Source organism: Rhodococcus aerolatus (assembly GCF_054783215.1).
Map to the genome: position 1 here is coordinate 27807 of NZ_BAAGQZ010000018.1, position 25077 is coordinate 52883.

Here is a 25077-nt window from a genome sequence, read left to right on the forward strand (position 1 = left end):
CGGTCAGGCCAGGTCGTCGAGGTGGTCGGCCCACTGCCGGGCCAGGACGGGCGGCACGTCGCCGGCGAGCGCGGCCCGCAGCGCGTCGACCTGCCCCGTGTCGAGCGGCACCGCGGGGAACGCCCGACCGACGGTGCGGGCGAACGCCTGCCCGCGTGCGGCCCACCCCGGCGCCTCGGCGAGGTAGCGGGCGACGAACGGGCGGACCAGGTCGGCGTGGCGGGGCGTGAACAGCCCGGCCGTGACGGCCTCGAACCGGCGGTTGCCGACGTCGGGCGCGGCCACCTCCGCCCACGCCTGCTCCTTGGCCGCGGCCGTGGGCCGGGCGGCCAGCGCCCGGGCCGCACCGAGGTCGCCCTGCACCGAACCGTCCCGGCGCCGCTCGTCCTCGACCACCTCCGCCTCCGCGGCGCCCAGCTCGGCCAGCCGCCGCACGACCGCCCACCGCAGGGTCGGGGTCAGCGCCAGCGGGGCCCCACCGTCCAGCCAGCCGCGCAGCAGACCGGGGTCGTCCGTGGTCGCCGCGAGCCCGGATGCCCACGCGGCCAGCAGGTCCGGGTCGTCACCGGCGCGGGCCAGGCCGTCCGCGCAGGCCGCGGCCAGCGTCCGCTCGACCTCGACCACGTCGTCCGCGGCCACCCGCAGCGGCAGCACGCGGCCCAGGGTGCGGGTGAGCACGGCGTCGACCAGCAGCCAGTGCGGCTCGGTGGGCAGCTGGTCCGCCACCAGCGCGACGTGGGCCGCGGCGGGGTCCGTGCGGGTCTGCACCCGGGTGGCCGCGGTCGACCACAGCACCGCGCGCAGCAGCGGGTCGTCGACGGCCAAGAGGTGCCGGGCCACCGTCGACCAGGTGGCGTCGTCGAGGTCGAGCCGGGCGAAGGTCTCACCCCCGGCGTTGGGGACGACGGCCAGACCCGCCCACGACGGCAGCTCCGCGGGGACGTCGACGACCGTCCGCTCGACGACCCGTCCGGTAGGAGGCTCCAGCGCCGCCACCCCCACCCGGTGCGGCCGAGTGCCGTCGCTCACCAGCGCGCCGCCGTCGACCCGCAGGGTGTCGTGCCCGCTGGTCCGCAGCCACGCCTGCGCCCAGGCCCGGACGTCGCGGTCGGAGGCGTCGTCCAGCGCGGTGACCAGGTCGTCGAGGGTGGCGTTGCCGAAGCGGTGGCGCGACAGGTAGGCGTTCACCCCGCGCAGGAAGGCCGCGTCGCCGAGCCAGACCACGAGCTGGTGCAGCGCGGCGTTCCCCTTGGCGTAGCTGATCATGTCGAAGTTGCCGGCCGCCGCGTCGACGTCGGGCACGTCCTCCGGGCGCGGAGCCACGGGGTGGGTGGAGCGACGGCGGTCGGCGTCGTACCCGGTGACCTTGCGCTGGACCTCGCGGCGCAGCGGGGCGTCGGTGCGGCCGCACGCGTCCGCGGCCACCCGGTAGCCCATGTAGTCGGCGAAGGACTCCTGCAGCCAGGTGTCCTCCCACCACGTCATGGTGACCAGGTCGCCGAACCACATGTGCGCCATCTCGTGGGCGATCGTGGTGGTGCGCGCGCCGCGCTGGACCTCCGTGGTGCGCCCGCGCGGCAGCAGCTCGTCGCGGTAGGTCACGCAGCCCGGGGTCTCCAGGGCCCCCCAGTTCTGCCCGGGGACGAAGGCCTGGTCGTAGGAGTCGAACGCATAGGGCTCGTCGAACAGGGTGGCGTAGTGGTCGAAGCACGCCTCGGTGGTGGCGCGCAGCTCGTCGAAGTCGCGGTCGAGGTCGGCGGCCAGCGAGGCCCGGGCGTGCCAGCCGAACGGCAGCCCGGCGTGGGTCCAGGTGCGGGAGTGCCACGGCCCGGCGCACACCACGACCATCGCGGTGGGCAGCGGGGGTGTGGTCGCGAACTCCCAGCGGCCGTCCCCGGCGTCGTGGCCGTCGCGGGTGGCGCGGCCGTTGGCCAGCACGGTCGCGGCGGGGTCGGCGTCCACCGTGAGGGTGAGCGGGGCCTTGACGTCGTTCTGGTCGGCGCAGCAGAACACCTTCTGCGCGACGTCCATCCCCAGGTAGGCGCTGACGTAGGTGGCGCCGTCGGCCGGGTCGGTGACGACGTGCATCCCGTCGCCGTCGGTGACCAGCGGCAGCCGCGCGTCGACGACCACCTCGTGGGGCCCCGGGGGCAGGTCGAGGTGCAGCCGCACCCCGTCGTAGGCCGGCTCCCGCGCCGCACCGTCGACCGTCAGGCGCAGCTCCGACGCCCCGGTGAGCTCGAGGAACGTCGAGCCGGACGCGGTGGTGAACCGCGCGGTGGTGCGGCTGCCGAAGTCCCCCCGCCCGGGCTCGCGGAGGTCCAGGTGCACCGCGTAGGACACCTCGGACAGGTCGGCCGCCCGCGCGCGGGCCTCGGTCAGCGTCAGGCTCACGGCCCGAACCTACGGGCCCTCGACGTGCGCCTGCCCGGTCGAGGCCATCGTCCCGCCGTCCACGGGCAGCACCACCCCGGTGACGTACGCGGCGGCGTCGCTGGCCAGGAACAGCGTCGGCCCGGCCAGGTCCTCGGGCTGCCCGACGCGGCCCACCGCGGTGCGGTTCTCGAACCGCGGGCGCAGGTCGTCGTCCGTCGCGATGGCCCGCGTGAGGTCGGTGACGGTGAGGGCGGGGGCGACGGCGTTGATCCGCACGCCCCGGGTGCCCCAGTCCAGGGCGAGCGAGCGGACGAACGTGCTGACCGACGCCTTCGTCGCGTTGTAGGCGGCCTGCCCCCAGTCGCCCCGCTCGCCGGACACCGACGACACGGCGACGAGGTTGCCGCCGCTGGCCTCCAGGTGCGGCAGCGCGGCCTTGGCCAGGTGGAAGAAGCCGTCGACGTTCAGCGCGCGCATCGCGGCCCAGTCGTCGTCGTCGACCTCGGTGATGTCCCCGCCGGCGTAGGCCCCCGCGTTGCTGACCAGGACGTCGAGGCGCCCGAAGTGCTCGACGACGCCGGCCACGACCTCGCGGACCTGCGCGGCGTCGGTGAGGTCGGCGGGGACGGCCAGGGTGCGCTCGTCCGGGTGCCCGGCGAGCGCCTCGTCGAGCTTGTCGCGGCGGCGGCCGGTGATGGCGACGGACGCCCCGGCCTGCAGGAACGCCTCGGTGATGGCGCGGCCGATGCCGGTGCCACCCCCCGTGACGAGGACGACGGAGCCGGTGAAGTCGAAGGTGCTCGTGCTGGACGCGGTCGGTGTCATGGCGCCAGTGTCACCCGCGGGTGATGACGGCACCCAGGACGCGTGGTCCCGCCCGCAGACGGCCGGTCGACCGGCGCGTGCGCGACACTGGTCCCGTGAGCCCCGAGCCGAGCCCCGCACCGACGAGCCCCCCGCCGACGTCGACCGACGGGTTCCGCTCGCTCTACGCCCACGGCTTCGCCCGCGTCGCCGCCTGCACCCAGCGCACCGCCCTGGCCGACCCGGCCGCCAACGCCGGGGCCGTGCTGCGCCAGGCCCGCGCCTGCCACGACGAGGGCGTCGCCGTCGCCGTGTTCCCCGAGCTGACGCTGTCGGGCTACTCCATCGAGGACCTGCTGCTGCAGGACGTCCTGCTCGACGCGGTCGAGGCAGCCCTGGCCGACGTGGTCGCGGGCAGCGCGGACCTGCTGCCGGTGCTCGTCGTCGGGGCCCCGCTGCGCCACCGCCACCGCGTGCACAACTGCGCCGTCGTCGTGCACCGCGGCGCGGTCCTCGGGGTCGCGCCGAAGTCCTACCTGCCAACGTACCGAGAGTTCTACGAGCGCCGCCAGCTCGCCCCGGGCGACGACCAGCGCGGCACGATCCGGGTGTCCGGTGTGGACGTCCCCTTCGGACCGGACCTGCTCTTCGCGGCCACCGACGTGCCCGGCCTGGTGCTGCACGCCGAGGTGTGCGAGGACATGTGGGTCCCGGTGCCCCCCAGCGCCGACGCCGCCCTGGCGGGTGCGACGCTGCTGGCCAACCTCTCCGGCTCGCCGATCACCGTGGGCCGCGCGGAGGATCGCCGGCTGCTGGCCCGCTCGGCGTCCGCCCGGTGCCTGGCCGCGCACGTCTACGCCGCCGCGGGGGAGGGGGAGTCGACGACCGACCTCTCGTGGGACGGGCAGACCCTGGTCCACGAGCTGGGTGACCTGCTCGACGAGACCGACCGCTTCCCCGACGGGGACCGTCGCGCGGTGGCCGACGTCGACCTCGACCGGATCCGCAACGAGCGCGCCCGCACCGGCACCTTCGACGACAACCGCCGCACCCACGCCGACCGGCTCACGGGCCACCGCACCGTCGCCTTCACCCTCGACCCGCCGCGCACCGACCTCGGGCTGCGCCGGCCGCTCGAGCGCTTCCCGTTCGTGCCCAGCGACGACGCCCGCCTCGCCCAGGACTGCTACGAGGCCTACAACATCCAGGTCGCCGGGCTCGCCCAGCGGCTCACCGCGATCGGCGGGCCCAAGGTCGTCATCGGGGTCTCCGGCGGGCTCGACTCCACCCACGCCCTCATCGTCGCCGCCCAGGTCATGGACCGGCTCGGCCGCCCCCGCAGCGACGTCCTCGCGTTCACCCTGCCCGGCTTCGCGACCTCCGACGGCACGAAGGCGAACGCGTGGGCGCTCATGCGCGCGCTCGGGGTGACCGCGGCCGAGCTCGACATCACCCCCACCGCGCGGCTCATGCTCGCCGAGATGGAGCACCCCTTCGCCGCCGGGGAGCCGCAGTACGACGTCACCTTCGAGAACGTGCAGGCCGGGCTGCGGACGGACTACCTGTTCCGCATCGCCAACCAGCGCGGCGGCATCGTGCTCGGCACCGGCGACCTCAGCGAGCTCGCCCTGGGCTGGTCCACCTACGGCGTCGGCGACCAGATGAGCCACTACAACGTCAACGGCGGGGTGCCGAAGACGTTGGTGCAGCACCTGATCCGCTGGGTCATCGGTTCCGGGCAGTTCGACGACGAGGTCGGCCGGGTGCTGCAGGCCGTCGTCGACACCGAGATCAGCCCCGAGCTCGTCCCCGGCGAGCAGGTGCAGTCCACCGAGGACACCATCGGGCCGTACGCGCTGCACGACTTCACCCTGTTCCACGTGCTGCGCCACGGCGCCCGACCGTCCAAGGTGGCCTTCCTGGCCTGGCACGCGTGGCACGACGCGGCGGCCGGGCGGTGGCCGCACGGCTTCCCCGAGGCGAAGCACGTCGCCTACGACCTCCCCGAGATCCGCCGCTGGCTCGAGGTGTTCTGCCGGCGCTTCTTCGGGTTCAGCCAGTTCAAGCGCTCCGCGATGCCCAACGGCCCCAAGGTGTCCGCCGGCGGGTCGCTGAGCCCGCGCGGGGACTGGCGCGCCCCGTCCGACGGCAACGCCGCCGCTTGGCTGGCCGAGCTGGAGCGCGTGCCCCGGGACTGACGGCGGCTCACCAGGGCTGGACGCCGGTCTCGTCGCGGAACGTGCCGCTGGGCCCGTCGTCGGGCAGGGTGGCCAGCTCGAGGAACACCGCCGCGCCCTGCTCCGGCGTGCGGTGGCCCTGGTGGCCGTTGAGGTCGGTCGCGACGTAGCCGGGGCAGCCGGCGTTGACGAGGATGCCGGTGCCCGCCAGCTCCTTCGCGTACTGCACGGTGACGGCGTTCAGGTAGGTCTTGGTCGGCGAGTAGGCCGCGGAGATCGGCCCCACGGCCTCGGCCTGCGCGGTCTGCAGCGTCAGCGACCCGACGGTGCTGGACACGTTGACGACGCGCGGGGACGCCGACCGGCGCAGCAGCGGCAGCACGGCGTTGGTGACCCGGATGACGCCGACGACGTTGACGTCGACGACCTCGAGCACCTGCGCGGCGCTGACCCGGGTCGGCTCCTGGGTTGAGCCGCCGGTGATGCCGGCGTTGTTGACGAGCACGTCGAGGCCACCCTCGCGCTCGAGCTGCTCCGAAGCGGCGGCCACGCTGGCGTCGTCCGTCACGTCGAGGGCGACGCCGAACACGTCGAGGCCCTCGGCCCGCAGCCTCGCCACCGCGTCGTCGCGCCGGGCCGCGTCGCGGGCGCCGACCCCGACGCGGAAGCCGCGCCGGGCCAGGCCGGCCGCGATCTCGTACCCGATCCCCTTGTTGGCCCCGGTCACCAGGGCGGTCCTCGTCTGCTGCGTGCTGTTCCCGGTCATGACCCCAGGGTGCGGACGCGGGCGGCGGGCCTCCAACACCGATCGGGTCCGAGCCGATACCCGGCCGGTATCACGGCAGGTCGTAGCATCGCAGGCGTGGAGACCCGGGAGCTGCGCTACTTCGTCGCCGTCGCCGAGGAGTCCCACGTCGGCCGGGCCGCCGAGAGGCTGGGGATGAGCCAGCCCCCGCTGTCCCGGGCGATCGCCCGGCTCGAGCGCCGTCTGGGGGTCGAGCTGCTGGTCCGCGGGCCGCGCGGGGTGCGGCTGACCGGCGCCGGCGAGACGCTGCTGCAGGAGGGCCGGGCCGCGCTGGCCGCGGTCGAGGCGGCGGAGCGGCGGACCCGACGGTCGGTGCATGCCCCCGACGGCGGCCGGATCGTCCTGACCGCCAAGGCCGGGGCCTCCAGCGAGCTCATGGCGAAGCTGCTCGACGCCTACGCCGCGGAGCCCGACGCCGTCGAGGTCGAGGTGGTGCTGAGCCCGCCGCGGCACCAGGCGGTCATGCTGCGCGACGGCCGCGCCGACGTGGCGATCCTGCACCGGCCGTTCGACGACCTCAGCGGCTTCGACACAGAGACCCTGCTCGTGGAGGAGCAGGTCCTGGTCCTGCCCGCGGGGCACCCGCTGAGCAGCCGGACCTCGCTGACGGTGTCCGAGGCGAGCGCGATCCCCGGACTTCCCGCCCCGCGCTGGCCCAACCTCGACGGCAGCTACCCCGACGGTCCGGGCCCGGAGCTGCGGGACCTGACGCAGGTGCTGCAGCTCGTGCGCCTCGGCCGGACGGCGCTGGTGCTGCCGGAGTCGGCGCGGGCCAACCTCCGCGACGAGGTGGCCGTGGTCCCGCTCTCCGACGCCCCGCCCGTCACCACCGTCATCGCCTGGCCGCCGCACTCCACCTCGCGCGGGGTGGCCGGCCTGGTGCGGACGGCCTCATGTCTCTGACCCACGCTCGGCCTGCGCGAACGACGCGACCCACCCGCGCTGCCAGGGGGTCTCGACCGCGCGGGGGTGGTGGTGGGCACGGACGTGCCGCACCGCACCCTCGGCCCCGAGCCCGTCGAGCACGGCCAGGCACGCCAGTGCCGTGCCCGTCCGGCCCACCCCGCCGCGGCACCCGACCTCGACGCGCGCGCCGGCGAGCCGTCCCCACGCGTCGCGCAGGGCGTCGCGGGCGTCCACCGGGTCGAGGGGGACGCCGAAGTCCGGCCACCGCACCCACCGGGTGCCCGGGGCGGGGGCGGGCCGGGTCAGCCGGAGCACGAGGTGGAGGTCGGCGGCGGGCCCGGGCAGGTGCCGGCGCAGGCTCCGGGCGCGGACCAGCCGACCGGAGGGCAGGGCCAGCACGCCGGCGTCGTCGGGGTCCCACGTGGCCACCGCTGCACGGTAGGCAGAACTGTCGGGGGTCGGTCGTAGGTTCCGACCATGAGCACGACCCGGCTGCTGGAGGCGTTGGCGTCCCTCGACGCCGCCGCGCAGTCGGTGCTGGCCGAGTCCGCGGCCCCGCTCACCGAGGCCGAGGTGCTCGACGCCGCCCGCGCGCTCGAGGTGGTCGGCCGACGGCTCGAGGCCGCGTGGCACCCGCTGTGCGCCGAGCTGGGGATCCGCTCGACCGCGGTCCGCCACCACGAGCGGGGCACCGGCGCGCTGCTCGCGCAGGTGCTGGGCATCGACGCGTCGGAGGGTCGACGGCGGGTCGCGGCGGCCGCGCAGCTCGCCCCCCGGACCTCCCTGCAGGGCGAGCCGCAGGAGCCGCTGCTCCCGGCGACCGCGGCGGCCCAGGCCCGGGGCGAGGTCTCGGGCGCGCACGCCGCGGTCGTCGCCCGGACCCTCGACGCCCTGCCCGGCTCCGTCACGCCGGCCGAGCGCACCGCCGCGGCGGCCGACCTCGCCGCGGCGGCGGCCGAGCTGACCCCGTCGCAGCTGACGGCCGCCGCGGACCGCGTGCGGGTCCACCTCGACCCGGACGGTCGGCTCACCGACGACCGCGACCACGCCCGGCGCCGCTCGTTCACCGTCGGTCGCCAGGGCGGTGACGGGATGACCCCGGTCCGCGGCCTGCTGGACCCCCGGGCCCGGGCGCTGCTCGACGCGGCGTTCGTCGCGCTCGCGGCCCCCGACCCGGCGGCGGACGGCAGCGGTGCCGACGGTGGTGACGGACCGGGCGCCGACGGCCCCGGCGTGCGTGACACCCGGTCGACCGGCCAGCGCCACCACGACGCCCTCGCCGCGGTCTGCGACCTGGCGATGCGGGCCGGCCGGGTCGGCAGCGCCCACGGGAGCCCCGCCGCCGTGGTGCTGACGATGGGCATCGACGACCTGGAGCGCCGGGCGGGCCGGGCCACGACCGCGACGGGCGGCACGATGAGCGTGCCCGACGCGCTGGAGCTGGCCGCGGACGGCGCCTGGTCGCTGCTGGTGACGGGCGGACGGGGTGAGCCGCTCTTCCTGGGTCGTGACCAGCGCCTCGCGACCGCCGGGCAGCGCCGGGCCCTGAGCGTGCGCGACGGGGGCTGCACCCGCCCGGGCTGCGACATCCCCGCGGCCTGGTGCCAGGTCCACCACCTGGTGCCGTGGGCGCAGGGTGGTGCCACCGACGTCGACGCGATGTGCCTGGTCTGCGCGTTCGACCACCCGCTGGTCGACCAGGGGTGGACCCTCGCGCTGGACGACGGCCGCGTCACCTGGACCGCCCCGGCGTGGCTCGACCCCGAGCAGGTGCCGCGGGTCAACCTGCTGCGCCACCCACCGGACCCGGCCCTGCGACTGCCGCTGCCCGACGGCCGGGAACCGCGGCGCCGCACCCGGCGGAGACCGCTGCTCAGGCCGTCGCGCCGGTCCACCGCGTCGGGGCCCGGCTGACGGCTGGGCTCAGAGCACCGACTCGAGCAGGCCGGGGAAGCGCGCGTCCACCTCGTCGCGGCGCAGCGTGACCGTGCGCTGACGTCCCGACGGCTCGTTGCGCACCAGGCCCGCCTCGCGCAAGGTCTTGAGGTGGTGGGAGAAGGTCGACTTCGCCACCTGCGGGTCGACGACCTGGCACTGCGCCACGGTCTGCGGTCCGCGCTCGGCGATCAGCCGGACCAGCTCGAGGCGCGCCGGGTCGCTCAGGGCGAACAGCACGGCCGTCAGCTCCACGTCGGCCAGGTCGGGGTGGTCGAGGACCCGGGGCATGCCGGTCGTCACGGTTCGAACTCCTTGGAACAACGGGAGGCGGTGGGCGTTGCACACGTCGATCGACGTCGAACCGTACGCCCGAGGAGGACCCCCGTGACCGACACGACGCCCCGCGACGACCGGACCACCACGCCGCACCGCCGACGGCTCGGCCGCGCCCCCGCGTTCTGGACCGTGGCCGGTGCCACCGCCACGATGCTCGCCGCCTCCAGCGCCCCGAGCCCGCTCTACCCCGTCCTGCAGCAGAAGATCGGGTTCTCGGCGCTGACCCTCACGGTCATCTTCGCCGTGTACGTCCTCGCCCTGCTGCTCAGCCTGCTGACCGTGGGCAGCCTGTCCGACGTCGTGGGCCGCCGGCCGGTCCTCCTGGCCGCGCTGCTGGTCGAGGCCGCCTCGATGGGGCTCTTCCTGGCCGCGGACGGGGTCGCGCTGCTGGTCGCGGCCCGCGTGGTGCAGGGCCTCGCGACGGGGGCGGGCATCGGGGTGCTCGGGGCCTACCTGCTGGACCTGCAGCCCGACGACGGCCGCCGCCTCGGCTCGCTCGTCAACGGCGCCGCGCCCACCGCGGGCCTCGCCCTCGGGGCCGTCGGCACCGGTGCGCTGGTGCAGTGGGCACCCGCCCCCACCCACCTGGTGTTCGTCGTGCTGGGCGTCGTGTTCCTGGCGCTCGCGCTCGTCACCGCCACGCTGCTGCCGGAGACGACGGCCCGCACGCCCGGTGCGCTGCGCTCGCTGCGGCCCCAGGTCGCCGTGCCCGCCGCCGCCCGGGCCGAGTTCCTGGGTGCGCTGCCCTCGATGGTGGCCACCTGGGCGCTGGGCGGGCTGGTGCTCTCCGTCGGCGGCAGCGTGCTGGCGTCCGTCTTCGGCCAGACGGACCACGCCGTCGTGGGCCTGGCGCTCGCGCTGTTCGCCGGGACCGGCTCCGTCGTCTCCGTCCTGGTGCGCGACGTGAGCGTCCCGGCGACCTCCCTCGGCGGTGTGACCGCCCTGCTCGTCGGCGTCGGGATGGTCGAGCTGGCCCTGACCACGGCCTCGCTGCCGCTCTTCGTCGTCGCCGCGGTGGTGGCCGGCGGCGGGTTCGGGGCCGCGTTCCTCGGTGGGCTCCGGGCGGTGACGCAGCTGGCCGCCCCGCACGAGCGCGCCGCGCTGCTCTCCGCCGTGTACGTCGTCAGCTACCTCGCCTTCAGCATCCCCGCCCTGGTCGCCGGGGTGGCCATCACCCGCGTCGGGCTGCGGAGCACGGTGCTGGCCTACGGCGGCGTCGTCGCCTTGCTCGCCGCGGTCTCCCTGGTGGTGCAGCTCGTGCCCCGCCGCACCTCCGTCCCGGCCTGAGCCCCGCGGCGCTGCTGGCCGGGGTCGCGGGTGGCAGGCTGGCACCCATGGCTGACACGGAGAACACCGACGAGATGCTCGACGCCGAGGAGAGCCTGGACTCCGACGAGATCGGCGAGCGCGCCGGCGACGACGGCGTCGACGCCCCCGACGGCTGGGCCGGCGCCACCAAGTTCGGCACCACCGCCGAGGAGCAGTCCGAGGGCGAGTCGCTGGACCAGAAGCTGGCCGAGGAGCGTCCCGACGCGCCCTTCGAGGAGGACCTCCCGCTGCCCGGTGCGGCCACCCCGGACGCCGAGCTCGACGAGTCCGTCGACCAGGTCGTCGACGACGCGGAGCCGGCCGAGGACGACGAGGCCATCAGCGACGACCCCGACCTGCGCAGCGTCGTCGACTCCTGACCCGGGCCGCCCCGCCCGGCGTGGGACGCTGGGCGGGTGGGCACCGTCGCGGCGCTGGGGGCCCTCGCCCTGCTGCTCGTCGCGGCCACGGTGTGGGGGGTGCGCCGGCTGCGCGCCCGGCGCGCCTTCGCCTCGCCCGAGCAGCACGCCGCGTTCGACGCCCTGCACGCCGCCTCGCTCGCCGCCCCGGCCCTGCGCGCCGGGCTCTCGCCGGACTCCGCCGCCGCCGCGGTCCCGCACCTGCGTGACCTGCTCGGCACCGCCGTCACCGCGCTGACCGACGAGCACGGCACGCTGCTCGCCTGGACCGGGCCGCCCACCCGGCACGAGCCCGACGTCCTCGCCGCCGCCGCGCGCGCGGCCACGACGGGCCGCCGTGAGCTCGTCGGGCACGACGTCGTGGACTGCGGCCGGCTCGACTGCGAGGTGCGCGCCCTGGTCGTCGTCCCGCTGGTCCCCGGGGAGCGGGGCGTGGCGGGCGTGCTCTGCGCGGTGGCCACCGCCGCGGCCGGGCCCGGGCTGCTGCGCGCGACCGCCGAGGTGGCCCACTACGCCGCCACCCAGCTCGAGCTGGCCGAGCTCGACGACTCCCGCTCCCGCGTGGCCCGGGCCGAGCTGCGCGCGCTGCGCGCCCAGATCAGCCCGCACTTCCTCTACAACGCGCTCACCACCGTCGCGTCGTTCGTCCGCACCGACCCGGAGCGGGCCCGCGAGCTCGTGCTGGAGTTCGCCGACTTCACCCGCTACTCGTTCCGCGCGGCCGGGGAGTTCACCACCCTGGCCGACGAGCTGCGCAACATCGACCGCTACCTCACCCTGGAGCGCGCGCGCTTCGGGTCCCGGCTGGCCGTCGTCGTCCGGGTGGCGCCGGAGGTGCTCGGCGTGACGCTGCCCTTCCTCGCGCTGCAGCCCCTCGTCGAGAACGCCGTCCGCCACGGCCTGGCCCCGCGGACCGAGGGCGGCACCGTCACCGTCGTCGCCGAGGACGTGGGCACCCAGTGCGTCATCAGCATCGAGGACGACGGGGTGGGGATGGACCCGGCCACCCTCGCCTCGCTGCACGCCGCGCCGCTCGACGGGGGCGCGCACGTCGGGCTGCGCAACGTCGACGACCGGCTGCGCGCGGTCTTCGGCGACCAGTACGGGCTCGACGTGGAGACGGCGCCCGGCGCGGGGACCCGGGTGAGCCTGCGCGTGCCCAAGTTCGCCCCCGACGTCCGGCCCTGACGCCCGCAGCCGTGCCGCCCCGGCTCAGCCGTGCGCGGCGCAGCAGGGCGTCGGGTCCGGCACCTCGAACGGGGCCACCGCCCCGTCGGCGCCGAGGGGTCGCACCTGCAGCACCAGCCGCCCGGCGGCGAGCAAGGGCCGCACGTGCTCGCGGGTGACCAGGGCGACGCCCGCCGTGGGGGTCCCCGCGATCCCGACGACCGCCTCGACGGCGCTGAGCGCGGGCACGTCGTCCGCGGCCACCGTGCCGACGAGGCGGTCCTGGCCGCCGAACACGACCGCCCGGCCCCCGGTGCGGTCCCGCAGCGCGGCGGCAGCGCTCGCCGCCGCCGCGCGCCACGCCGGGTCGCCGTGCGCGGCACCGTCGGGCCCGGCGACGGCCGCCCCCAGCGCCACCGCGAGCCCGGCGGCGTCCACCGGGGCGTCCTGGCCGGGGCCGGCGAGCTGCACCGACCCCGCCCAGCGCCCGTCCACGACGTGGGTGCACGCGAGCTCCGCCGGCCCCACCACGGCGACGGCGCGGGCCAGCAGGTGCTCCAGCTCGGCCCGGTCCGTGTGCCCGGCGGCGAGCCCGAGCACGGCCGTCACCGGGTCGGCACCGCGAAGATCGGGTTCGTGTAGAACCACAGGTCCTGCCACGGGTCGGCGTTGCCGAGGGCGTCGACCACGGGCCCGGCCGGGTCCTGGCCCGGGTACAGCCCCGGCCCCACCCGCTTGCCGTCGCTGCCGCGCAGCCGCACGTAGAACGGGTCCTTCCCGTCGCCGCCGACGGGCAGCCGGACCGAGAAGACGCCGCCGGGCACCGAGGCCGGCACGGCGTAGGACTTCACCACGCGGGTCTGCGGGGCGGTGAAGGCGTCCCGGTCGGCCGCGGGGCCGGTCACCGTGCCCACGACGACGTCGAGCTTGCGCAGCACGGGGACGTCGCCGTGGTAGTTCGGCCGGTCGGCCAGCGCGACGTCGACCTGCAGCTCGACCTGGTTCACCCGCGGCGCGGTGAGCGTCCCGCCGAGGGTGGCCGGCGCCGCCCCGGGTCGCACCAGGCGCGCCGAGACCGCGCCGACGAGCCCGCCGTGCACCACGTAGACCCGGCCCGCGCGGATGCCGGCCATGACGGCGCCGTAGGAGAAGTCGGTGGCCCCGACGACGGTGCCCGAGTAGTACCCGGGCCAGAAGTCGCCGTAGGAGTAGATCGGCGCGCCGGTGTCGACCGGGGCGCCGCGGCTGCCGGTGGTGGTGAGGTCGGCGGTGCCCGGGGCGAACGTGTCGCCGTAGACCTGGTGGGAGTCGGAGTTGGCGGTGATCCACCAGCCCTTGCCCTCGGCGAGCAGGGAGTCCCACAGCCCGCCGACGGTCGAGGTCATCCAGTCGAACCCGCCGTAGGTGACGTAGGACTCGGCGGGGTAGCCGGGGAAGCTGGCCGCGGACGGCGCGTTGTCGTAGTACCCGCGGCCGTTGGTGGCGTGCCCGGGCCCGGGGATGGCGGCGGCCTGGTGTCCCGGCGCGCCCTCCATGCCGACGGCGATGGTGGGGTCGGTGTCGCGCCAGCCGCGGATCTCGTGGGGGCTGTCGATCCCCTTGCGCGCCGGGTGGTTCGCGAGCATCAGCGCGTCCGCCACGCGTCCGCTGCGGACCTGCGCACCGAGGAACGCGACCCCGGCGCGGGCCTGGGCCTCGTTGGCCGCGCTGGAGCCGGTGGTGCCGTTGACGACGCCGTCGTAGGTGGTCTCGAACTCCTTGAGGGTGGCGACGTCGTTCGTGCCCGGGGCGACGATGACGGTGCCGTGCTCCGCGGCCGGGATGTTCCACTCGAGGCCCTGGAAGACCAGCGTGCGGGCGTTGTCGATCCGGGACTGCACGATGTCGGGGTGCGTGGCCTCGACGCCGATCTTGGCGTGGCCGACGGAGCCGTGGTCGGTGATGACCATCCAGTCCAGGCCGTACCGGGTGGCGTGGTCGACCTGCTGCGAGACGCGGTACTGCGCGTCGGGGCTGTACTGGGTGTGGATGTGGTGGTCCCCGGTGAGCCACAGCAGGTCCTGCGGGTCCACGGTGGCGTGCCCCTGGCCCGCGCCCGGACCGGCGCCCGGCCCGGGGGCGGCCGCGGCGCTGCCGGCCACGCCGGGCAGCACGCTCGCCCCGGCGGCGGCCGCGCCGAGCAGGCCCACGCGCTGCAGGAAGCGGCGGCGACCGAGCTGGTTCGCGGGCAGGTCCTCGGCGGCGACGGCGAGGTCCAGCGCGGGCGGCAGGGCGACCGGCCCGCCGTGCCCGTGCCCGTGCCCGTGGTGGTGGCTGTGCGGGTCGTCGGCACCGTGGTCGTGGGTGTGCCCGTGGTCGTGGCTCATGCGGGGTCCTCGCGTCGGTGGGGCGCACCGGTGGGCCGGTGCGGGGCAGCGTCCGAGCATGCGCAGCCCTGCCCACGACGGGCCGTCGTCCGGGTGGCCGGCAGGTGAACGCGGGCTGTCGGGATCGTCGGCGGCCCCCGGGGGCGGGTTCCCGGCGGCTTCCGCCCGCGGTGCGGGCCCGGGTACCGTCCGGGCGTGATCCTGGTCCGGCACGGCCTCGCCCGGAGCAAGTCGCGCTGGTCGGGGTCGGACCACGACCGCCCGCTCGTGGGCACCGGTCGGGCGCAGGGGGAGTCGCTGGTGCACCGGCTGCGCCACGACACCGTCTCCGCGGTGTTCTCCAGCCCGGCCGTGCGGTGCGCGCAGACCGTCGCCCCGCTGGCCGGCGCCCGGGACCTGCCGGTGCAGCCCCACCCGGTGCTGGCCAAGGACGTGCCCCCGCAGGAGCTGCTGCGCTGGTTGCGGCGCCGCAGCCGGGCCGACGCGGTGGTGTGCACCCACGGCGAGGTGTTCGAGGCCCTGCTCGAGCTGGTCCGCTCCGTCGGCCTCGTCGAGCTGCCGTCGAGCACGCAGACCGAGAAGGGCTCCGCGTGGCGCGTGCTCGGCTGCCGGGGCGACGTCGTCGAGCTGGAGTACCTCAAGCCCCGTCCGCCGCGCTGACGGGGCCGCGGGGACGAAAAGGACGTGTGGGACAAGGGGTTCCGGCCCGGGTGACGACGCGATAACGTCGCGTGACCAGCGCCGCGGGAGCCCGCGGCCACCGCAGACCTGGGGGTTCCTGTGGCCATCCGTCACCTCGTCGCCGTGCTCACCCTGCTCGCCGCCGGCGCGGCGACTGCCGCCGGGACCGCCTCGGCGGCGCCCTCGCCCGTCGGCCTGGCGCACCGCCACGCGGTGGACGTCTGCCCGCCCGCGTCCCCCGGCTCCGCGTCGTGCGACTCGAAGGTGCTCGTGGACGACGCGACGGGCGCACCCGCCGCCACCACCGGCCCCGCCCCGGGCAGCTACGGCCCCGCCGACCTGCACAGCGCCTACGCCCTGCCCGCCACCGGGGGCGCGGGGCAGACCATCGCCATCGTCGACGCCTACGACGACCCGAACGCCGCCGCCGACCTCGCCGTCTACCGGTCCCAGTACGGCCTGCCCGCCTGCACCGCGGCGTCCGGGTGCTTCCGGAAGGTGGGCGGGACGGGCACGAGCAAGCTGCCGCGGGCCAACAGCGGCTGGGCGCAGGAGATCTCGCTCGACCTCGACATGGCCTCCGCGATCTGCCCGGCCTGCAAGATCCTGCTCGTCGAGACCTCCACCGCGAGCCTGACCGACCTGGGCACCGGGGTGAACACGGCGGTGCGCCTCGGGGCGACCGTGGTGAGCAACAGCTACGGGGGGTCGGAGTACTCCTCGGAGACCAGCTCGGACGCCTACTACAACCACCCGGGCGTGCCCATCACGGTGTCGTCCGGGGACTCCGGGTACGGGGTGCAGTACCCCGCGGCGTCGCGCTACGTCACCGCCGTCGGTGGCACCAGCCTGACCCGCGCGGCGAACGCCCGCGGGTGGACCGAGTCGGCGTGGAGCGGGGCGGGCAGCGGCTGCTCGGCCTACGAGCCCAAGCCGGCGTGGCAGCAGGACGCGGGCTGCGCGCGGCGCACCGTGGCCGACGTCGCCGCGGTGGCCGACCCGAGCACCGGGGTGGCGGTGTACGACACCTACGGCAGCAGCGGCGGCTGGCTCGTCTTCGGCGGGACCAGCGTCGCCGCCCCGGTCGTGGCCGGGGTCTACGCGCTGGCCGGCAACGGGTCCGCCCTCACCGCCGGGTCCTCGCCGTACGCCGCCACGAGCGCGCTGGACGACGTCACCAGCGGCAGCAACGGCAGCTGCGGCGGCAGCTACCTGTGCACCGCGGTGACCGGGTACGACGGACCGACCGGACTGGGCACGCCGAACGGGACCGCCGCGTTCTGAGGCCGGCGGCTCAGCTGCCGAGGATGTTGACCGCCCGGGCCACGACCAGCGCCACGGTGACCAGCGCGACCGCGGACTGCCCCAGCATCGTCAGCTTGGCCCAGCGGGTCAGGGGCATCGTGTCGGTGGGGCTGAACGCGGTGGCGTTGGTGGCCGAGACGTAGAGGTAGTCGACGAAGCGCGGCTCCCAGTGCGGCGGCACCACGTGGTGGGCGGGGTCGTCCAACGTCATCTGCGGGAACAGGAAGTCCGGCCGGGACCGGCCCTGCGCCCGCCGGGCCGGGCCGCCGCGGTCGAGCTCCCAGTACCAGAGCGCGAACACCACGACGTTGGTCAGGTAGATCGAGCCGCTGGTGGTCAGCAGCGGCCCGGCGGAGCCGCCGACCGAGCCGTCGAGCAGGCCCTGCACCAGCCGCACCACCGAGTAGGCGTTGGCCAGGCTGGCCACCGCGACCAGCGCCAGCCCGAGGTGGCGCAGCCAGCCCGACGACCGGTCGACCCGGCTGCCGTTGGTCGCCAGCAGGACCACGAGCAGCGCGGCCTCGACCGACGGCAGCAGGAACGGCGAGGCGAACGTCAGCTGGTCCGGCAGGCCCAGCTGCAGCGCGACGACGACCACCGTCGCCAGCGCCGCGGGCCAGCGCCGCTCCGCCGGGGTCTCGCGCCGCCAGGCCGGGGTCGGGTGCTCCTCCACGACCACGATCCTGCGCCCGCGCGCCGAGGTGCGCGGCGGGACCCGCCCGCGGCAGGCTCGACGGCGTGAGCACGCCCCGCACCCCCGTCCCCCGCTGGGTCGCGCCGGCCACGGCGGTGCTCGCCGTCGCCGCCGTCGTGCTGACGGTGCTCGTCGCCGTCCGGTCCGGCCCGGTGGTGCGCCTGGACACGGCGGTGCTGGACGCGGTGAACCGGTCCGTCGCCGCGCACCGCGGCCAGGTCGGGCCGTGGAAGGCGGTGAGCGCGGTGCTCGGGCCGACGGTGCTGCGGATGCTGGCCGTCGTGGTCGTCGTCGTGGCGTGGTGGCGCCGGCACCGCCGCACCGCGGTGCTCGTCGCGGTGGGGATGCTGGGCGCCGCCGTGCTCAGCACCGGCCTGAAGGTGCTCCTGGACCGGCCGCGCCCCCGGCCCGCCGTGGTGCTCGACACCGCGGCGGGCGCCTCGTTCCCCAGCGGGCACGCGCTGACCTCGGTCGCGGCCGCGGCGCTGCTGCTGGCCGTGCTGGCGCCCCGGCTGCGCAGCGCCGCCCGGGCCGGGCTCATCGCCGTCGCCGTGCTCGCCGTGGCGGCCGTGGGTGCGAGCCGGCTCGCCCTGGCCGACCACTTCCCGTCCGACGTGCTCGGCGGCTGGCTCCTGGGCGCGGCGTGGGTGGGGGTGTCCGTCCTGCTCGCGGCGCGGCTGGTGCCGGGGCGTCCGTAGGCTGGCCGGCATGGTCAAGCTCCCCTCCGGCATGCCCGCCCAGCTCACCGACCGGCTCCCCGCCCGCCTCGGTGGCGAGGGCAAGCCGGTGGTCAGCGTGGTGCGGCTGCACGGGATGATCGCCTCCGGCCCCGGCGGGATCGGCCGGCAGACCCTGAACGCCGAGGGCGTGGAGGGCGCGCTGAAGCGGGCGTTCACCGCCGACGGGGTGGCCGCGGTGGCGCTGTCGATCAACTCCCCCGGCGGCTCGCCCGCGCAGAGCCTGCTCATCGGCGAGCGCATCCGCGGCCTGGCCCAGGAGCACGAGGTGCCGGTGCTGGCCTTCTGCGAGGACGTCGCCGCCTCGGGCGGGTACTGGCTGGCCTGCGCCGCCGACGAGATCATCGCCACCCCCGTCTCGGTCGTCGGGTCCATCGGCGTGGTCAGCGCCGGGTTCGGCCTCGAGGGGCTCATTGAGAAGGTCGGGGTGGAGCGGCGGCTGCACACCTCCGGGGCCAACAAGGCCCGGCTGGACCCGTTCTCCCCGGAGAAGTCCGAGGACGTCGACTGGCTGCTGGCCACCCAGGAGCAGATCCACGCCGAGTTCCGCCGCTGGGTGCGCGAGCGCCGCGGCGACAAGCTCGTCGGCAGCGACGACGACCTGTTCACCGGGGAGGTCTGGATCGGCCGGCGCGCCGTCGAGCTGGGGCTCGCGGACTCCCTCGGCTCGCTGCGCGCCGTGGTCGAGGAGCGCTACCCCGACGCGGAGGTGCTCGTCTCCTCCCCGCGCAAGTCCCTGGCCCAGCGCCTCGGCCTCCCCGGCGGCGAGCGCGGCCGGGCTGGGCGCCGCGGTCGCGTCGGGCCTGGTCAGCGCGGCGATCGCCGCCGTCGAGGACCGCGCCGGCTGGGCCCGCTTCGGGCTGTAGCGACCGCGCTCGTCACCCCGACCCTGGCGCTGAACGCGCGGTCAGCCTACGGTGCTGACCATGCGTTCAGCGTCCGACCGCCCGCCCGGGCCCGGTGACGTCCCGCCGGCCGACGCGGTCGACCGCATCCGCGACGCGGCCCTCGAGCTCTTCGCCGCGCACGGGGTGCGGGCCACCTCGGTGCGGGCCGTGGCCGAGCGGGCCGGGGTCTCCCCGCCCCTGGTCATCCACCACTACGGCAGCAAGGACGCGCTGCGCACGGCCTGCGACCGTCACCTGGCCGCGACGGTCCGCGCCCGCAAGCGCACCACGCTCACGGGCGGGGCCGACCCGCTGGTCCACCTGCGCGCGCCCGGCGGTCCGCCGCTCATGGCCTACCTCGCCCGGACGGTGGCCGACGGTACCCCCGAGGTGGCGGCGCTGGTCGACGAGCTGGTCGACGACGCCGAGGCCTACCTCGCCGAGGGCGTGCTCGCGGGGACGGTGCTGCCCAGCGAGGACCCCCGCGGCCGGGCCGTCGTCCTCACGCTGTGGTCCCTCGGCTCCCTGGCCCTCGGGGGGCACGTCGCCCGGCTGACAGGGGTCGACCTCACCGCCGACCCGACCACGCTGGGCCCCTGGGCGGTGCCCGCCGCCGAGGTGCTCAGCCGGGGCGTGCTGCCGGAGGACACCTACCGGCAGGTGCGCGACGGGTACCGCGCGCTCGACCCGGGAGCGACCCCGTGAGCCCCGACCCCGTCGTCCTGGCCGAGGGCGTGCGCAAGACGTTCGGCTCCGTGGTCGCGCTCGACGGGCTGGACCTGGAGGTCCGGCGCGGTGAGGTGTTCGGCTTCCTCGGCCCCAACGGCGCGGGCAAGTCCACCACCACCGCCCTGCTCGTCGACCTGATCCGGCCCACCTCGGGCCGGCTCGAGGTGCTCGGCACCAGCCCCCGGGCCGGCGGGGCGGCGCTGCGGGCCCGGATCGGGTACCTGCCCGGGGAGCTGCACCTCGACGGCACCCGCACCGCCGGCCGGCTGCTGGCCGACCTGGTGGCCCTGCGCGGCGGACGCGGCGCCGACCGCGTCGGCCCGCTGGCGGAGCGGCTCGGGCTGCCGCTGGACCGGCCGGTGCGCGGGCTGTCGAAGGGGAACAAGCAGAAGGTCGGCCTCGTGCAGGCCTTCGCGCCCGCGCCCGAGCTGCTGGTGCTCGACGAGCCGACGAGCGGGCTGGACCCGTTGCTGCAGCAGGAGTTCGCGGCCCTCGTCCGCGAGGCCCGCGACGCCGGCGCCACCGTCCTCATGAGCTCGCACGTCCTCGCCGAGGTGCAGGAGGTGGCCGACCGCGCCGCGGTGCTGCGGGCGGGCCGGGTGGTCGACGTCGACGACGTGGCCGCGCTGCGCGACCACGCCGGCCAGCGGGTCTCGCTGCGCCTCGCCGGCCGGGTCGACGTCGACGCGTGGGCCGACCTGCCGGGGGTGTCGGGCCTGGCCGCCACCCACGGCGAGGACACGCTCGTCACCTGCCTGCTCCGTGGCGAGCCCGACGCGCTGCTCCGCGCCGCGGCCGCGCACCACGTGCTGGCCTGGTCGGCGGCCGACCGCGACCTGGAGGACCTGTTCCTCGACCACTACCGCACCGAGGCCCCGGAGGGGTCCGCATGAGCCCCGCCACGGCCCCGGCCACGACCCCGACCGCCCGGGTCCCGCGGTTCCCGGTCCTGGCGGCGCAGCTGCGGGCCGACCGCCGCTCGCTGCTGCTGTGGGCGGTGGCCGTGGGCGCGGTGGCCGCCGTCTACACCTCGGCCTGGTCCGCCGTGGGCTCCGCCAAGTCCTCTGTGGTCGACTCGCTGCCCCCGGCGCTGGTGGAGGCCCTGAACCTGGGCTCGATCGGGACCCCGGGCGGGTTCCTGGCCAGCACCGTCTACGGCCTGCTCGGCCCCGCCCTGCTGCTCGTCCACGCGGTGGGCCGCGGCGCCCGGCTGCTCGCGGGCGAGGAGGAGGACGGCACCCTCGAGCTGGTGCTCACCGCCCCCGTCAGCCGCGGGCAGGTCTACCGCGAGCGGCTGGCCGCGGTGTGGCTGGGCAGCCTGGTGCTGGTGGCCGTGCTCACCGCGGTGGTCCTGCTGCTGAGCTCCGCCACGGGGATGGGTGTCCCGGTGGGGGACGTCCTCGCCGGCAGCGCCGGGCTCGCCCTGCTCGTCCTCGGCGTCGGGGCCGTGGCGTTCGCGGTCGGGGCCGCCACGGGCCGCCGCGCGGTCGCGCTCGCCGGCGGTGCCGCGGTGGCGGTCCTGGCCTACCTGGCAAACGCCCTCGGGGCGGTCCTCGGCTGGGGCTGGCTCAGCGCGGTGTCACCGTGGTCGTGGTACCTGGGCGGGGAGCCGCTGACCCGGGGCGTGGACGTGGTGGGTCTGCTCCGGCTCGCGGTGCTCGCCCTGGTGGTGGCCGCCGCCGGCCGGTTCGCCGTGGACCGGCGGGACCTGCGCACCTGACCGACCGGACGACCCGTCAGGGCAGGGCGGCGGGGGGCAGCTGCTCCGGGTCGCCCAGCGGCCACGCCAGCGGGTCCGGGCCCAGCGGGGCCAGCGCCGCCACCTGGTCGGCGGCCCACGGGGACAACGGGTCCGAGGCCACCTCGGCGGTGAACTCCGACCAGGTCTCCCACCACACGTCGTCGACCTCGGCCGGGTTCGGGTCGCCGACCCGCGCCCGGTCGGCGGCACCGGCACCGTCGTCGTCACCGGGGGCGCCCGGCTCGTCGAGCACCGTGCGGTACACCGGGCACAGCTCGTTCTCCACCGTGCCGTCGGCCATCACCGCGCGGTAGCGGAAGCGGGGCAGCACCAGCTCGACCGGGCCGACGGCGAGGCCGAGCTCGTCGCGCAGCCGGCGGCGGACCGCCTCGGGCAGCGGTTCGTCGGGCGCGGGGTGCCCGCAGCAGGTGTTGGTGCGCACCCCGGGCCACGTCTGCTTCACCGACGCCCGCCGCGTCACCAGCACCCGGCCGCGCGAGTCGACCACGTAGCAGGAGAACGCGAGGTGCAGCGGGGTGTCGCGGTGGTGCACGGTCGCCTTCGGGGTGGTCCCCAGCGCGGTCCCGTCCTCGTCGACCAGCACCACCAGCTCGTCCGGCCCGGTCGTCGTCACGTGCGCACCCCTCCTCGTCCCGCGGTCGCCCGCACCTCGTGCACCGGTGCCCGGTCGAGCAGCAGCAGGGCCGCCACGCCGAGCAGCCACACCGAGGTCACGACCGTACGGACCCGCTCGAGCACCCCCACGTCGGCCCCGGCCAGCAGCGCGGCGACGTCGAGCAGCCCGCACCCCGCGACGACGACGCCGCAGGTGATGCTCGCCCACCCCCAGCCGGGCCGGCCGGCCCGGCCGACCGCGGAGCCGAGCAGCACCGGGCCCAGGCCGGTGCCGAGGAACGCGAGCACCGCGGACGCGGTGTGGACGTCGACCAGCGCCCCGAGCATCGCCCCGACGGTGTCGACGTCGGCGGCGCAGCGCCCCGGGGCCGCACCGGCGCAGCTCATCCCGTGGGCCGCGTCGAGCAGGGCGCTGACCCCGGTGAGGCCGACGAGCCCGGCCGCGACGACCTCCCGCCGCAGGCCCGTCCTCCCCCGCGCCAGCACGGCCGCGAGGACCAGCAGCGCCAGCCCGGCCACGAGGTCCCCGGTGCGGAACAGCCCGGCCCCCGGTGAGCTCGACGACTCCAGCTCGCTGACGAACCCGTAGGTGGTGAAGCCGGGCGGCCCGGTGACGACGTCGAGCAGGAACACGCTCCAGGCCAGGGCGGCCACGACGGCCGCCGCGGCCCCGAGCCGCGCCGTCGTCACCAGACCTCCAGCGGCACCGGGCCGTCGGGGGCCAGGGTGATGCCGGCCCGCAGCCGGGGCTGGTCGTCGAGCGCGCGCAGCCGCACCCCGGCCAGGCCCTCGAGCACCCCGGTGAGCACGGCGCGGGCGTAGCTGCGGCCCAGGCAGGTCCGCTCCCCGGCGGCGAAGGGGATGTGCCCCCAGGACGGCACCGGGTCGGCGAACCGCTCCGGGCGGAACACCAGCGGGTCCTTCCACAGCCCGGGGTCGCGGTGGGTCAGGTACGGGCTGTAGAGCACGAGGGTGCCGCGGGGCAGGTCCACCCCGGCGACGCAGGTGTCGTGGGCGGTGCTGCGGCTGCCCAGCCAGCCGGCCGGGTAGAGCCGCAGCACCTCGTCGACCGTGGCGCGGTGCAGGGCGGGGTCGAGCAGCCGCGGCTCGCGGGCCACGTGCCACAGCAGCAGCGCGAGGGTGTGGGCGGTGGTGTCGTACCCGGCGGCCAGCGCCACCCGCAGCTCGGTCACCCCGCCGGGGAAGCCCGCCTCGGCGAGCCCGCGGAACGCGGCGGCCAGGGTGCCCTCGGGGGCGACCTCGACGGCGTGGGCAAGAGCGGCCTCCACCCGGCGGAACAGCCTGGGTCGCGGCAGGAACGGGACCGGCAGCGGGGCGTCGAGCGGGGTGAGGAACGCGTCGAGCAGGTCGTCGGGGACGGTGCCCGCGCACAGGGTGGCCGACAGCACGCGACGCACCACCCGGGAGGACCACTCGCTCGCGTCGAACGCGCCCGTGGGCAGCGCCCGGGCGACGACGTCGGCGACGACGGGACCCACCGGGGCCAGCGACCGCCGGGCGAACGGGGGGTTCAGCGCGCGACGACGACCCTTGTGCTCGGGGGCGTCGGTGTGGACGACGCCCGCGCCGAGGTACGGCGAGAGCGCGGACATGGAGCCGTGGCTGCGGAACGTGTCCAGGTCGCCGAGCACGCCGCGGTTCCACTCCGGGGAGTACCCGACGACGGCCCGGCGCCAGAGCCGCAGCGAGAACGCCGGTCCCAGCGTCGCGCCCTCCTCCAGCAGGGCCAGCGGGTCGGTGCCCCAGCGGCCCAGGTGCCCGACGGGCCGCTGCTCCCGGGGGGCGGGCAGGGTGGCGGCGGGCGTGCTCACGGCAGGGCCCGTCCGCGCCAGGTGCGGCCCGGGCGCAGCGCCCCGACGACGACGGGGGTGGCGGCCAGCGGGGCGAGCGGGCCGAGCAGCCCCTCCCACTCCCGGCCGGGGCGGGTGCGGTGCGCGACGAGCCCGCGGCACAGCACCGAGAGCAGCGCGGGCAGCGCCCAGCGGCGGTCGCGCGCGGCGAGCACCAGGGGCGCCGACTGCGCCACCAGGTGCCAGCCGAGCCCGACGACGAGGCCGGTGCGCGAGCCCAGCGCGACCCCGACCATCCCGCGGGCCAGGCCCGTCACGGCCGCGCGGTAGCCGGGGTACATCCGGGTGGACACCAGGTCCCCGCCCAGCGCGAGGCCCAGCCGCATCCCCAGCGCCCGGGTGCGCCGGGCCAGCGGGACGTCCTCGATGATCTCGTGGCGCACCGACTCGTGGCCGCCGAGGCGGGCGTAGGCGTCCCGGTCGCAGACCACCAGCGAGCCGTTGGCCGCGGCGGCGTGGCGCACCGCGGCGGGCTCGTCGAGCCCCAGCAGCGCGAACGGCAGCCCCGTCAGCAGCACCTCGTCGAGGAAGGGCACCAGCACGGCCTCGCCGAGGCTCCCGACCACCTGACGGGGGAACACGGAGAACACGTCCGCGCCCTGCCGGTCGGCCTCGGCCAGCGCCGCGGTGACCGCACCGGGGGCCAGCGCGACGTCGACGTCGACGAACACCAGCCGGCCCCCGCTCGCGGCGGCGGCGAGCTGGTGGCAGGCCCAGCTCTTGCCGACCCAGCCGCCCGGCTGGGGGTCGCCCTCGATGACGCGGGCGTGGGGGTGCCCGGCGAGCAGTGCCCGGGCGGCCGCCGCGGTGCCGTCGGTCGAGCAGTCGTCGAGCAGCAGCAGCTCGTCGACGTCCTGGGCCGCGATGGAACCCAGGGTGTCGGCGATCCGGTCGGTCTCGTCGCGCACCGGCACCAGCAGCGACACCCGGCCGCGGCGGGCCGGGGCCGCACCGGGGGCGGTGCGCAGCACGGGGAACGCGCGGAGGTTGTGGACCAGCACACCCAGCTTGAGCAGCCAGAACCCGAGCACGGCCCGCCGCAGCACCCCCGCGGCACGCCCCGTCCGCGGGGCGGGTCCTCGGGTCACGGTGTCTCCTGCGGGTCGTCGGTCACCGACGGCGCGGTCAGGGTCGGACGTACCCGGCCAGCCTACGAGGCCCGCCGCACCCGCGCTGGGCGCACACCTCCCTAGG

General features: G+C 76.8%; 24 protein-coding genes and 1 pseudogene. 13 read left to right on the plus strand and 12 right to left on the minus strand.

Annotation, left to right across the window (positions count from 1 at the left end; all coding sequences use genetic code 11):
- Positions 1–3 precede the first annotated feature (3 nt).
- Complete coding sequence (gene pepN, locus ACYVOF_RS07615; protein WP_460865267.1) at positions 4–2394, minus strand: aminopeptidase N; 2391 nt, start codon at positions 2392–2394, stop codon at positions 4–6.
- A 9-nt stretch (positions 2395–2403) separates the two neighbouring features.
- The gene (gene budC / locus ACYVOF_RS07620; protein ID WP_460865269.1) at positions 2404–3201 is read right to left on the minus strand and encodes a meso-2,3-butanediol dehydrogenase; all 798 of its coding nucleotides are present in this window, start codon (positions 3199–3201) and stop codon (positions 2404–2406) included.
- 95 nt (positions 3202–3296) lie between these two features.
- On the opposite strand from budC, the gene ACYVOF_RS07625 reads away from it, so the two are divergent.
- Complete coding sequence (locus tag ACYVOF_RS07625; RefSeq protein ID WP_460865271.1) at positions 3297–5378, plus strand: NAD(+) synthase; 2082 nt, start codon at positions 3297–3299, stop codon at positions 5376–5378.
- Positions 5379–5385: 7 nt separating this feature from the next.
- Here ACYVOF_RS07625 and ACYVOF_RS07630 read toward each other — a convergent pair whose 3' ends face one another.
- Positions 5386–6123 (minus strand): SDR family NAD(P)-dependent oxidoreductase, encoded by a 738-nt coding sequence (locus ACYVOF_RS07630; RefSeq protein WP_460865273.1) that lies wholly within the window; start codon positions 6121–6123, stop codon positions 5386–5388.
- 96 nt (positions 6124–6219) lie between these two features.
- Here ACYVOF_RS07630 and ACYVOF_RS07635 point away from each other — a divergent pair, with 96 nt between their 5' ends.
- A complete protein-coding gene (locus ACYVOF_RS07635) occupies positions 6220–7065 on the plus strand; it encodes a LysR family transcriptional regulator (protein ID WP_460865275.1) in 846 nt (281 codons plus the stop codon).
- On the opposite strand, the gene ACYVOF_RS07640 is transcribed toward ACYVOF_RS07635, so the two are convergent.
- The gene (locus ACYVOF_RS07640) at positions 7054–7497 is read right to left on the minus strand and encodes a protein-tyrosine phosphatase family protein (RefSeq protein ID WP_460865277.1); all 444 of its coding nucleotides are present in this window, start codon (positions 7495–7497) and stop codon (positions 7054–7056) included. The two genes, ACYVOF_RS07635 and ACYVOF_RS07640, sit on opposite strands and share 12 nt — an antisense overlap.
- A 48-nt stretch (positions 7498–7545) precedes the next feature.
- Here ACYVOF_RS07640 and ACYVOF_RS07645 point away from each other — a divergent pair, with 48 nt between their 5' ends.
- On the plus strand, positions 7546–8982 hold the full coding sequence (locus ACYVOF_RS07645; protein WP_460865279.1) for an HNH endonuclease signature motif containing protein: 1437 nt from the start codon (positions 7546–7548) through the stop codon (positions 8980–8982).
- A 9-nt stretch (positions 8983–8991) separates the two neighbouring features.
- Here the strand turns inward: ACYVOF_RS07645 and ACYVOF_RS07650 are convergent, their stop codons facing one another.
- Positions 8992–9306 (minus strand): ArsR/SmtB family transcription factor, encoded by a 315-nt coding sequence (locus tag ACYVOF_RS07650; protein WP_460865281.1) that lies wholly within the window; start codon positions 9304–9306, stop codon positions 8992–8994.
- Between the two features lie 84 nt (positions 9307–9390).
- Between ACYVOF_RS07650 and ACYVOF_RS07655 the strand changes: the two genes are divergently transcribed.
- From ACYVOF_RS07655 to ACYVOF_RS07665, 3 genes are read left to right on the plus strand one after another with little or no spacing between them, the layout of a single operon-like run.
- Positions 9391–10629 (plus strand): MFS transporter, encoded by a 1239-nt coding sequence (locus tag ACYVOF_RS07655; protein WP_460865282.1) that lies wholly within the window; start codon positions 9391–9393, stop codon positions 10627–10629.
- A gap of 47 nt (positions 10630–10676) precedes the next feature.
- Positions 10677–11030 carry a hypothetical protein gene (locus tag ACYVOF_RS07660; protein WP_460865284.1) on the plus strand — a complete coding sequence of 118 codons (354 nt, stop codon included), beginning with the start codon at positions 10677–10679 and terminating at the stop codon, positions 11028–11030.
- A gap of 36 nt (positions 11031–11066) precedes the next feature.
- Positions 11067–12257 carry a sensor histidine kinase gene (locus tag ACYVOF_RS07665; protein WP_460865286.1) on the plus strand — a complete coding sequence of 397 codons (1191 nt, stop codon included), beginning with the start codon at positions 11067–11069 and terminating at the stop codon, positions 12255–12257.
- 24 nt (positions 12258–12281) lie between these two features.
- Here the strand turns inward: ACYVOF_RS07665 and ACYVOF_RS07670 are convergent, their stop codons facing one another.
- Together ACYVOF_RS07670 and ACYVOF_RS07675 are read right to left on the minus strand one after the other, a co-directional pair.
- Positions 12282–12845 (minus strand): hypothetical protein, encoded by a 564-nt coding sequence (locus ACYVOF_RS07670; RefSeq protein WP_460865288.1) that lies wholly within the window; start codon positions 12843–12845, stop codon positions 12282–12284.
- Positions 12842–14602, minus strand: a complete 1761-nt coding sequence (locus ACYVOF_RS07675; RefSeq protein ID WP_460865290.1) for a PHP domain-containing protein — start codon at positions 14600–14602, stop codon at positions 12842–12844. The genes ACYVOF_RS07670 and ACYVOF_RS07675 overlap by 4 nt, the downstream gene beginning before the upstream one ends.
- Before the next feature lie 195 nt (positions 14603–14797).
- On the opposite strand from ACYVOF_RS07675, the gene ACYVOF_RS07680 reads away from it, so the two are divergent.
- Positions 14798–15262: a SixA phosphatase family protein gene (locus tag ACYVOF_RS07680; protein ID WP_460865292.1), complete on the plus strand. Its 465-nt coding sequence runs from the start codon at positions 14798–14800 to the stop codon at positions 15260–15262.
- Between the two features lie 120 nt (positions 15263–15382).
- Positions 15383–16567 (plus strand): S53 family peptidase, encoded by a 1185-nt coding sequence (locus tag ACYVOF_RS07685; protein WP_460865294.1) that lies wholly within the window; start codon positions 15383–15385, stop codon positions 16565–16567.
- A 10-nt stretch (positions 16568–16577) separates the two neighbouring features.
- On the opposite strand, the gene ACYVOF_RS07690 is transcribed toward ACYVOF_RS07685, so the two are convergent.
- Entirely contained in the window at positions 16578–17261 is a 684-nt protein-coding gene (locus ACYVOF_RS07690; protein WP_460865295.1) for a hypothetical protein, read from the minus strand.
- 65 nt (positions 17262–17326) lie between these two features.
- On the opposite strand from ACYVOF_RS07690, the gene ACYVOF_RS07695 reads away from it, so the two are divergent.
- From ACYVOF_RS07695 to ACYVOF_RS07715, 5 genes and pseudogenes are all read left to right on the plus strand, one after another.
- Entirely contained in the window at positions 17327–17980 is a 654-nt protein-coding gene (locus tag ACYVOF_RS07695) for a phosphatase PAP2 family protein (RefSeq protein WP_460865298.1), read from the plus strand.
- Between the two features lie 10 nt (positions 17981–17990).
- A pseudogene (locus ACYVOF_RS07700) lies at positions 17991–18885 on the plus strand (S49 family peptidase).
- A gap of 60 nt (positions 18886–18945) precedes the next feature.
- The gene (locus ACYVOF_RS07705; protein WP_460865299.1) at positions 18946–19611 is read left to right on the plus strand and encodes a TetR/AcrR family transcriptional regulator; all 666 of its coding nucleotides are present in this window, start codon (positions 18946–18948) and stop codon (positions 19609–19611) included.
- Positions 19608–20528 carry an ABC transporter ATP-binding protein gene (locus tag ACYVOF_RS07710; RefSeq protein ID WP_460865301.1) on the plus strand — a complete coding sequence of 307 codons (921 nt, stop codon included), beginning with the start codon at positions 19608–19610 and terminating at the stop codon, positions 20526–20528. Before ACYVOF_RS07705 ends, ACYVOF_RS07710 begins: the two co-directional genes overlap by 4 nt.
- On the plus strand, positions 20525–21355 hold the full coding sequence (locus ACYVOF_RS07715; protein WP_460865302.1) for an ABC transporter permease subunit: 831 nt from the start codon (positions 20525–20527) through the stop codon (positions 21353–21355). The genes ACYVOF_RS07710 and ACYVOF_RS07715 overlap by 4 nt, the downstream gene beginning before the upstream one ends.
- 16 nt (positions 21356–21371) lie before the next feature.
- Here ACYVOF_RS07715 and idi read toward each other — a convergent pair whose 3' ends face one another.
- Genes idi through ACYVOF_RS07735 form a run of 4 tightly spaced genes read right to left on the minus strand, consistent with a single transcriptional unit; the run spans position 21372 to position 24971 of the window.
- Positions 21372–22010: an isopentenyl-diphosphate Delta-isomerase gene (idi, locus tag ACYVOF_RS07720; protein WP_460865304.1), complete on the minus strand. Its 639-nt coding sequence runs from the start codon at positions 22008–22010 to the stop codon at positions 21372–21374.
- A complete protein-coding gene (locus ACYVOF_RS07725) occupies positions 22007–22702 on the minus strand; it encodes a DUF998 domain-containing protein (protein WP_460865306.1) in 696 nt (231 codons plus the stop codon). Before ACYVOF_RS07725 ends, idi begins: the two co-directional genes overlap by 4 nt.
- On the minus strand, positions 22699–23844 hold the full coding sequence (locus ACYVOF_RS07730; protein ID WP_460865308.1) for a cytochrome P450: 1146 nt from the start codon (positions 23842–23844) through the stop codon (positions 22699–22701). The genes ACYVOF_RS07725 and ACYVOF_RS07730 overlap by 4 nt, the downstream gene beginning before the upstream one ends.
- Positions 23841–24971, minus strand: a complete 1131-nt coding sequence (locus ACYVOF_RS07735; RefSeq protein WP_460865310.1) for a glycosyltransferase family 2 protein — start codon at positions 24969–24971, stop codon at positions 23841–23843. Before ACYVOF_RS07735 ends, ACYVOF_RS07730 begins: the two co-directional genes overlap by 4 nt.
- Between the last annotated feature and the right edge of the window lie 106 nt (positions 24972–25077).